At 74.1% G+C, this 7,159-nt stretch carries 5 protein-coding genes; 1 reads left to right on the top strand and 4 read right to left on the bottom strand.

Annotated features, from left to right (window positions below; translation table 11 throughout):
* Positions 1 to 43: 43 nt before the first annotated feature.
* The 4 genes from ACFVS0_RS20845 to ACFVS0_RS20830 all read right to left on the bottom strand — a co-directional run bounded on the left by ACFVS0_RS20845 (position 44) and on the right by ACFVS0_RS20830 (position 6,017).
* Positions 44 to 2,671, bottom strand: coding sequence for a polysaccharide lyase family protein (locus tag ACFVS0_RS20845; protein WP_430589017.1), 2,628 nt, complete (start codon positions 2,669 to 2,671; stop codon positions 44 to 46).
* A 67-nt stretch (positions 2,672 to 2,738) separates the two neighbouring features.
* Positions 2,739 to 3,149, bottom strand: a complete 411-nt coding sequence (locus ACFVS0_RS20840) for a RidA family protein (protein WP_430589016.1) — start codon at positions 3,147 to 3,149, stop codon at positions 2,739 to 2,741.
* Positions 3,146 to 4,420, bottom strand: coding sequence for an MFS transporter (locus ACFVS0_RS20835; RefSeq protein ID WP_430589015.1), 1,275 nt, complete (start codon positions 4,418 to 4,420; stop codon positions 3,146 to 3,148). The genes ACFVS0_RS20840 and ACFVS0_RS20835 overlap by 4 nt, the downstream gene beginning before the upstream one ends.
* A 61-nt stretch (positions 4,421 to 4,481) precedes the next feature.
* Complete coding sequence (locus ACFVS0_RS20830; RefSeq protein ID WP_430589031.1) at positions 4,482 to 6,017, bottom strand: alpha-N-arabinofuranosidase; 1,536 nt, start codon at positions 6,015 to 6,017, stop codon at positions 4,482 to 4,484.
* Between the two features lie 84 nt (positions 6,018 to 6,101).
* Between ACFVS0_RS20830 and ACFVS0_RS20825 the strand changes: the two genes are divergently transcribed.
* On the top strand, positions 6,102 to 7,061 hold the full coding sequence (locus ACFVS0_RS20825) for an alpha/beta hydrolase (RefSeq protein ID WP_430589014.1): 960 nt from the start codon (positions 6,102 to 6,104) through the stop codon (positions 7,059 to 7,061).
* The last annotated feature ends 98 nt before the right edge of the window (positions 7,062 to 7,159 follow it).

Here is a 7,159-nt window from a genome sequence, read left to right as displayed (position 1 = left end):
GTCGACATCCCGACCGATCTCGCACCGGAGGACCGCACTCGGCTCAGGCGATCTCGAGCCGGACGGCGTCGTAGGCCGCCTCGTTCCACAGGTGCTCGGCGCCGGCGTTGATCTGCAGCGTGATCTCGTTCCCGGCCGGCTTGAGCAGGGCCGCGTCGAAGGCGATCTCGCGGGTGTAGCTCCGCCCGCCGCGTGCGCTGCGGTACGTGGCCCCCTTCGCGTCCTCGGGCCCGAAGGTCCAGACGAACGGCTCTCCGTTGACCCTGATCGTGAGGTTGCTGTTCTCCGGCGGCACGGGCAGCGCGGAGCCCATGGCCCACGCCGCCAGCGCGACCGTCAGGGTGGCCCGCGCGCCCGCCGCCGGCGCGCGACCGAGGTCGAACAGGATGCGCCACGGGCTCTCCTGCCGGGTGACGTGCAGCCGGTACGTCGTCGGCGCCGTCGACCCGCCGTCGTCGTCGCTCACCACGACCTCGAGCACGGTGCGCTGCGCGTGCAGGGGCACGGCGAGCCCGGCCTCGGGCACGACGTCGCCCCCGATCGCCACGCGTGCGCCGCCCCGCCCGGTGGCACGGACCGTCACCGACTCCTGGTCCCAGGGCAGGTCGGCGGCGAAGTCGGAGCGGAACGTGCTGAAGCCCGGCACCAGGTCCGCGCCGTCGACCTCGAGGCTCCCGAGCACGGGGAGCGCGGCGTCCGCCGCGAGGATCTCGACGGCGTTGATCCGGCCGTCGCCGCCGGCGAGCAGGTCGAGCCGGCCCCCGGTGACGGTCACCGTCGCGGTGTGCACGGCGTACTCGCCGCGGCCCGAGTCGAGGGCCACCGGCGCGCCGCCGCCGAACGAGACCTGCGTCTTGTTGGCCGCGATGTCGTCGCCGGAGAGCACGGTGACCTCGTACTCGCCGTCGGGCAGGTCCACCGCGAACGTGTAGCCGGAGCCGACGACGAAGTCGCGCTGCAGGTCTCCGTCCGACCCGCGGTCCCGGGAGTCGACCGCACGGTCGAGGCCGAAGCCTGCCCCGGCGGAGTACAGCGTGTTCTGCGCGACCCGCTGGTACCCGGCGGCGACGGGGCTGGACGCGGTGCCGAAGTCGAACAGCCAGACGCCGTCGGCGTCCTCGGGGAGCACCGTGCCCTCCGGCGCCTGCACCGGGTACGACCGCTGGTACTGGATGTAGTTCCAGTCCTGCGGGGTGCTCTTGCCGACCGTGAAGGTGACGCCGTCGGGGAAGTCGTCGTGGAACGACTCGAACAGGCCGTAGCGCCGGAACTCCCGGCCGTGGCGGAACTCGCCCGAGTCGCGGCTGGGCGTGCCGAGCTGGAACACCGTCCGGCCGTGGCTCGTGGGCTCCCACAGCATGCGGCCCAGCGTGACCTCCTGGCCGGCGCCGACCTCGACGTCGTCGATCACGTACTCGCCCCACAGGCCGCCGCCGTAGACGGTGAGGCGGTAGGTGCCGGGGCGCACGTGGTCGAGCGCGAACTGCCCGCCCGGCCCGAGGTCGGCCCAGTAGTTGTGCCCGAGCACCGAGTCCTGCATGGCCGTGCCGTTGTCCGACAGCACGACGACGGCGCCGTCCAGCTTCGGCACCCCGGGGACCCGGACCGTGCCGCGCACGCGCGACCGCTCGGTGGTGGGCGTCCAGCCCTCGATCGCCAGCCGGTCGTAGAAGTCCGCGTGCGTCTCGAACCGCGCCTGGCGGGCGGCGTCGCGGCGCAGGGCCGGCGGGTCGTCGCCCTTGTTGAGGTAGACGAAGTACGGGCCGTAGGTCTTCTGCCAGGCCTGCCCGGCGGCGACGCGCACCGGCGGCGCGCCGTAGTGGGTGGCCTGCGGCTCCACGAGCAGCACGGGGGTGTCGCCGGTCTGGTGCAGGATCAGGTCCTGGCGCACCGGGCCGCCCGTGAACGCCTCGAGGTTGGGCAGGGCGGCCCACATGCCGTAGCCGCTGCCGTACAGCCCGTGCAGGCTGTGGTCCTTCATGGACACGGCCCAGTCGTACTTCGTGTAGTAGCGGCGGGGGTAGGCGGAGCCGGTGCCCTCGAGGTCGTAGGTCGCGTCCATCACCATCTCGGCCCGCGAGATCTCGGCCCCGGTGGGCATGCGCGCCGCGGCCTCGCGCCACGGGACCGCGTCGGCCTCGTCGGGCACGGAGGCGTGCGTGAAGACGCCGCCCGCGGTGTAGAAGACGTACCGGTGCTGGTCGGTGCGGAAGCCGTGCAGCTCCGCCGGGTGGTCGTAGCTGTAGGCCAGGTGGATGCCTGCCTCGCCGGAGCGCACGACGTGGTGCCGCACGAGCCAGCACGGCATGTCGCCCGACGGGCTGTGGTGGTAGGCGACGTCGACGAAGTCCTGCTCGACCCGGACGGTGAGGTGGTTGTCCGCCGGCGGGAGCGGCAGGCCCCCGCCCTCGCGGACGGTGTTCATGTCGTAGTTCCCGCGGCCGACCAGGTTCACGCCGTCGTAGACGAGCGAGGTGGTCCGACCATTCGACTTGTCGACGGTCAGGCGGACGAGGCCGTTGTCCACCACGACGTGCGTGTCCGTCTCGACGACCTCAGGCGGGCCCGAGGCGGCGGCGCGTGGGGCCTGCGCCCACGGCAGCAACGCTGTTGCGGTGATCCCGGCCAGCTTCCCGAACGTGCGCCGCGTCATTGCGGCCGATGTGGTCATGCCACGGGAAATTAGCACGATTCAATCGTCGATTGGAAGGATTCATCGGACGACTGGGGTGTCGAGTTCAGACCGCGGGCGGGAGCGCGGCGGTCAGGTCCACCTCGACGAGCTGGCCGGAAAAGCCGAGCTGGGCCACCCCGAGCAGCGTGCTGGCGGTGGTGAACGCGGGGGCCAGCGGCGAGTCGAGCAGGCGCTGCCAGGCCGCCGCGAGATCCGCCCGGTCGGCGCTGCGGACGTAGACGACGGACCGCACGACGTCGTCGGGCGCGGCGCCCGCGCCGTCGAGCGCGAGGAGCGCGTTGGCGACCACCTGGTCGACCTGGGCCGCCAGGTCGCCGGGCCCCACCAGCCGGCCGTCGGCGTCCAGCGGGCACTGGCCCGCCAGGTACGCCGTCCGCCCCGCCTCGACGACCGTGACGTGGTGGTAGCCCGGGGTCGCGTGCAGGCCGGCGGGGTCGAGCCGCGTGATCGTCATGACCCGAGTGTCACGGCCTCCCGCGCCTCGGTCGACGGATTTCGCGCGCCGCGGCGCAGCACGACGAGGTTGAGCGCCGCCGCGGCGAGCAGGACGACGGCGGTGGCGACGAAGACGGCGCGCAGGCCGGCCTGGGCGGCCACCAGGCCGCCGAGCACGGGCCCCGCGACCTGCCCCACGTACTGCGCGGAGACGCCGAGCCCCAGCACCCGGCCGACGGCGTCCGGCGGGGCGAGGTGGCGCACCGCCGCCGTGATCGACGGCAGCAGGCCGCCGAGGCTGAGGCCGAGCAGCACGCGCAGCACGCCGAGCTGCCAGACGTTCGTCACGAGCGCCTGCGCCAGCGCCAGCACGCCCGCTGCGGCGAGACAGGCGACGACCACGCGCGTGTGCCCGACCCGGTCGGCGAGCCGGCCGACCCGCGGCGCCGCGACGACGCTGCCCAGGGCGGTCAGCGCGACGAGGATCCCCGCGACGCCCGCGGCGTGCGAGAGCTGGCCCAGGTCCTCCACGTACACCGTGACGATCGGCTCGATCGACATCGTCGAGAACAGCAGCAGGCTCGACGTCGCCAGCAGGGCGACGACCGCGCCCGGGCGCTGCACCTGCGACCATGCGCCGCGGCGCCGGGCGACGGCCCGGGGCGGCCGCGGCCCGGACGGCGGCTCGCGGAGCAGGAGCGTCGTGGCGAGGAACGCCAGGAAGATCACCGCCCCGCACACGACGAACGTCGCCCGGATGCCCACCCAGGCGGGCACGAAGCCACCCACCAGCGGCCCGACGACGTTGCCCGCGAGGATGCCGGACGACAGCACCCCGAGCGCCCACGCGCTGCGGTCCTTCGGCGTCTGCGCGGCCACGAGGATGGTCGCCCCCGAGGAGTAGCCGCCGAGCAGGCCCACCAGCAGCCGGACCGCGACGAGCTGCTCGACGCTCTGCACGAACCCGAGCAGCGTCATCGCGACCGCCATCCCCAGGCTGGCGCGCACCAGCATCGACTTGCGGCCGAACCGGTCGCCGAGCGCTCCCCACAGCGGCGCGGTGAGCGCCGCCGTGAGGAACGTGGCCCCGTACGCGACCCCCGACCAGCGCACGACGGCGGCCGGGTCGTCCACGCCGAGCTGCCGCACGTACTCCGGCAGGAACGGCACCAGCAGGGTCATCGCCACGAGCGTGGTGAACGACCCGACCGTGCCGACGGCGAGGTTGCGCCGCCAGTACCGGTGCTCGGGGTCGGCGACGGCGGGGTCCTCGACGTCAGGGCTGGTCATGCCCCAGGTCTACACCCGTCGTCCGTTCAGTGGGACCGTCTGTCTCATATAATGGCGCCCGCTACGACGCGAGCGTGAGGCGCACCGTCGCGAACGCCGCCGGCGGCAGCTCCGCCGTGAGCACGCCGTCGGTCACCGTCACCCCGTCGAGCGGGCGCGGCGCGACGGCGTCGGGCGCGTCGAAGGTGTTGTGCGCAGCCGGGTCGTCGGCGGCGAGCACGGTGGCGACGGGGTCGCTCACCGCCCGCCCGCGCAGGTCGACGCGCACCGTGGCCGGGGCGTCCGGGTCGAGGTTGGTCAGCGAGACCAGCACCGCGCCGTCCTTCGTGGACGCCGACGCCGAGACCGTGCCGACGGGCGTGCCGTCGACGTCGTGCGTGGCGCGCGCGACGCGCTCGCGCACCGGGAGGCTCGCGGCGTCGTGGTGGCCCGCGCTCATCGCGAAGGCGTGGAACGTGGGCGTCTTGATCATCTTCGCGCCGTCCGTGAGGAGCATGGACTGCAGCACGTTGACCGTCTGGGCGATGTTCGCCAGGCGCAGCCGGCGGGCGTGGTCGTGGAAGGCGTCGAAGTGCACCGACGCGACGAGGGCGTCGCGCATGGCGTTCTGCTGGTACAGGAAGCCGGGGTTGGTGTCCCGCTCCACGTTCCACCAGGTGCCCCACTCGTCGAGCGCGAGCCCGAGCCTGGCCTCCGGGTCGTAGGCGTCCATCACGGCCGAGTGGCCGGCGATGATGCGGCGCACGTCGAGCGCCTTGCGCATCGTGGCCCAGTACTCGTCGCGCGTGAACTCGGTGGCGGCGCCCTTGTCCCCCCACGTCCCGGCGAACGTGTAGAAGTGGAACGAGACCATCTGCCACAGGTCGCGCGGCTCCGCGTCGCCGAGCTTCGCCACCTGCTGCATGAGCGTCTCGGTCCACGCGTAGTCGTCGTCCGACGCGCCCGCCGCCACCCGCACGAGGCGGTTGCCGCCGTGGTCGCGGGCGTACGTCGCGTGCTGGCGGGCGAGCGACGCGAACTGGTCGGCGCGCAGGTTGCCGCCGCAGCCCCACGGCTCGTTGCCGATGCCGAAGAACGACACGCCCCACGGCTCGTCGCGACCGTGCTCGCGGCGCAGGCGTGCCATCGGCGAGTCGTCGCCGCGGGTCAGGTACTCGACCCAGTCCGCCGTCTCCTGCACCGTGCCGGAGCCGACGTTCCCCGAGATGTACGGGGCCGTGCCGAGCAGGTCGCACAGCGCCATGAACTCGTGCGTGCCGAACGCGTTGTCCTCGACGACGTCGCCCCAGTGCGTGTTGACGATGCGGGGGCGGTCGGCCGCCGGGCCCACGCCGTCGCGCCAGTGGTACGTGTCGGCGAAGCAGCCGCCCGGCCAGCGCAGGTTGGGGATCGCCAGCTCGCGCAGCGCCTCCACCACGTCGGTGCGGATGCCGCCGACGTTCGGGATGTCGGAGTCCTCGCCCACCCAGAAGCCCTCGTAGACGCACCGGCCGAGGTGCTCGGCGAAGTGGCCGTACAGGTGGCGGCTGATCGTGGGGCCGGGGACGTCGAGGTCGACGACGGCGTCGAGGGCGAGGTCGGGCGTGGTCGTGGACAGGTCGGTCACGGGGGAATCCTCCAACGTTGCAGGTGGCGGTCAGACGATACCTGCGGAGCCCCGCGCGGATGCCAGACTCCTCACGTGCCGAACACCCCGGATCCCGCCCCCGCCTGGCTGCGCGTCGCGACGCTCGCCGTCGCGGCTGCCGCCACGGTCGTCGTCGTGTGGGCGTGCGCGACGGCGTGGGGGGCTGTGGTGCACGGGCACCCGGCGTACGCGGTGCTGCTGGCACTGACCCTGGTCGGCGCGGTCGGCGTCGGGGTGCGGGCGCTGCGCCGTCGCCCCTCGCGACCCGGCTGGCGGCGCGCGGGACGGGTGGCGCTGCTCGTCCTCGGGGCCGTGGGGGTCGTGCTGGTCGCGTGGCTGCGCCCCTTCGGCGCGGTCGAGCCGGCGCTCGCGGCGATGCGCTCGGACGACACGGTGACGGTGACCGAGGGCGCCACCCGGTACGCGCTGGCCCCGGCGGACGGCGGGGACGGCACGGCCGTGTTCTTCCAGCCGGGCGCGCGGGTCGACGCCCGCGCGTACGCGGCGGTGCTGCGGCCGCTGGCCGAGGCGGGGCACACCGTCGTCGTCGCGAAGCAGCCGCTCGGCATCGCCTTCCTCGCCACGGGGGCGTTCGACGACGCCCGCGCGGCGGTGGACGCGGACCGCTGGGTTGTGGGCGGCCACTCGCTCGGCGGCACCGTCGCGGCCATGGCGGCGGACGCCGCGGACGACGACGCCGAGGCGCCCGCGGCCGGGCTGCTGCTGTTCGCCTCCTACCCGGCGGACGACATGAGCGGGACGCTTACGGCCGCCGTCGCGTCCGTCTCCGGCAGCGAGGACGGCCTCGCGACGCCGGCGAAGATCGACGCCTCGCGGGCCGACCTGCCCGCCGACGCGGTCTTCACCGTCGTCGAGGGCGCCGGGCACGCGTTCTTCGGGGACTACGGCCCGCAGCCCGGCGACGGCACCCCGACCCTCGCCCACGACGACGCCCGCGCGCAGATCTCCGCGGCCGCCGTCGCCTTCGTCGCCGGCCTCACCCCCGCGAGGTAGTCCAGGTCCCCGCGAGGTAGTCTACCCACCCCCCCCCCCTCGGGGACCCGAACGCACTCACCACGAGACAGAAAAACGGGGAGGAGGGAGGAACCCCT

Source organism: Isoptericola sp. NPDC058082 (genome assembly GCF_042885055.1).
Classification (GTDB): domain Bacteria; phylum Actinomycetota; class Actinomycetes; order Actinomycetales; family Cellulomonadaceae; genus Isoptericola.
The sequence above is the reverse complement of the archived record's forward strand: the minus strand, read 5'-3'. Positions and strand labels throughout refer to the sequence as shown.